The 1,952-nt window shown below is 49.8% G+C and carries 2 protein-coding genes; both read left to right on the forward strand.

The features are described 5' to 3' along the window. Positions 1-282: 282 nt before the first annotated feature. Positions 283-429 (forward strand): hypothetical protein, encoded by a 147-nt coding sequence (locus tag J07HQW2_RS17280; RefSeq protein ID WP_303703908.1) that lies wholly within the window; start codon positions 283-285, stop codon positions 427-429. 967 nt (positions 430-1,396) lie between these two features. Then, the gene (locus tag J07HQW2_RS02385) at positions 1,397-1,621 is read left to right on the forward strand and encodes a DUF7987 family protein (RefSeq protein ID WP_021053667.1); all 225 of its coding nucleotides are present in this window, start codon (positions 1,397-1,399) and stop codon (positions 1,619-1,621) included. Positions 1,622-1,952 lie beyond the last annotated feature (331 nt).

A 1,952-nucleotide genomic window follows, 5' to 3' on the forward strand; every position in this document is an offset into this window, starting at 1 on the left:
GGTCTGACTGAATAGGACAATTTACTGATGCAGGTATCAACTATGCATATTTCTCTTGAGTAGATGCGTCAGTGAGGTCCGCACTACGCTACGAAGGTCGGCGAAAACGGGGACACTGGTGAGTCTGTTGTGACGTGCGAGGAGTGCCAGGTCGAAGCCTTAGAAGGTCGGACACAGCACGCGAGCCACTTCGACGGCTGTTCACACGAATAATGCCTTCAGAGGTCCGGTCTATTTTTTTCACTCGGATTGTTCATCGTATGTAGCTGGGGTCTCATGACAATGTCTGGAAGATTCCTTATTATCGCTGGGTTGATTTTTCCTATCTTCATACTTGTCGAGCCATTGGGTCATGCATTCTTCGTTGTGGGTATCCTCATGCTCGCGACTGCTGGGATTTTGGACCTCCGTGCTCTCCTTGCTGAATAAACTGTGACACTGTTCCGGCTCACTTGCACGGAATCCCCTAGAAGGGTGTTCTCGATGCAACTGCACCTGCACCGGATCCTCATCCTGATTCTGATCCTGCAGACGTCGACTCCCGAGCTCGACTCCCGACAATCAATGATGGTGCAATTGAGTCTGAAAGTGCCTCTGCAATGGCATTTGCATCGTGATCGTGATCCGGGACATCGCGGAGACGTCGACTCCCCCGACTCCCGGGAATGTTTATACAGTGTTGTAGAAACTCAATCGGGGATGCAATTGTCTCTGGAGTAGGGGGAACGTGATCGTGATCGTGATCGACACGGGAGCAGGGGTGTCTTGTCTCTGAGCCGGGGCAACTGATCGAAAGGCAACAACTGGTGCGAGAGCCCCAACTCCCGAGGATAGTCACAGTGATATCACATTAAATTAACTGTTAATGCCATTCCCTCTGGAGTAGGGGGTACAGGTCTGAGGCACAAGGTCGACTCCCACTCCCGGTCCCGTGATCCCGTCCCGATGTTAGGACATGATACTAACCTGTCTGAATATGAAGTCTGGAAGTGCCTCTGCATCGTCATCGGGAGCGGGGGGTATCGGGATCCGGGATCAGTGATCAGGTCGACTCCCCCGACTCCCGGGAGTGACGGTTCAATAATATATACAATTGGACTTGCATTTGCATCCTGATCCGGGCGGAGACGTCGACTGCCGGGCGTGACGATCTCGAGAACACAGCTGCTATTCACGGTCACATTCACATTTGCAACTGAAAGTGCCTCTGCAATTGCATCGTCATCGGGAGCGGGGGGTACGTGATCGTCCGGCATCCCTCACGGTTTGTTAGATGAAGACTGAGGAAATGATGAACGAGTGTTGCTTGGACACATTGTTAGCATGAACGTGTCATTACACAGTTATCGCAATCTGTGGCGATGTTCTTGGGATACTGTTCTGATACTTGTCGAGTATGGACTCCTACGAATGGTGTTATCCGATGCTCTCTCGTGAAAACACAGTTATTCTCACGTTCATCGCGTTGGCAATGCTATTCTCAGTCCCACTAGCCGGACTCATCATATTACTGGATGGACCAACTCCTCCCAAATGGCTCCCGTACCTCATCTTGATTGTCGTTGGAGTCATCGATCCAATACTGGTGAATGAATCTTTGAATCCAAACGAATCCTCCTAGAAGGGTGTTGTTGATGCAACTGCGTGGGTTCACACAACACAGTTGATTACAATTTGAACGTAAGGAGTAGATAACCGACAAAACTAATTTTACTTCTCAGAGTACATCCACTGGCATGCCAAAGTGTCCCGAATGTGGTACAGAGCAGAGGCATCGCTCGAATGGTTTGCGGACGCCGGTGTAGGGAGTCGATTAATCGTTTGTCCTAGTTGCGACAGGGTATTAGGTGGTGGTCAAAAGGGACTATAACCTACCTGATTACTGATACATCAACTTCAAATCGAATTTATTTGTCTTGTACAGGGCTTTTTGCTGAGGCTCCTCTTGTCTA

The organism is Haloquadratum walsbyi J07HQW2 (assembly GCF_000415985.1).
Lineage (GTDB): Archaea > Halobacteriota > Halobacteria > Halobacteriales > Haloferacaceae > Haloquadratum > Haloquadratum walsbyi_B.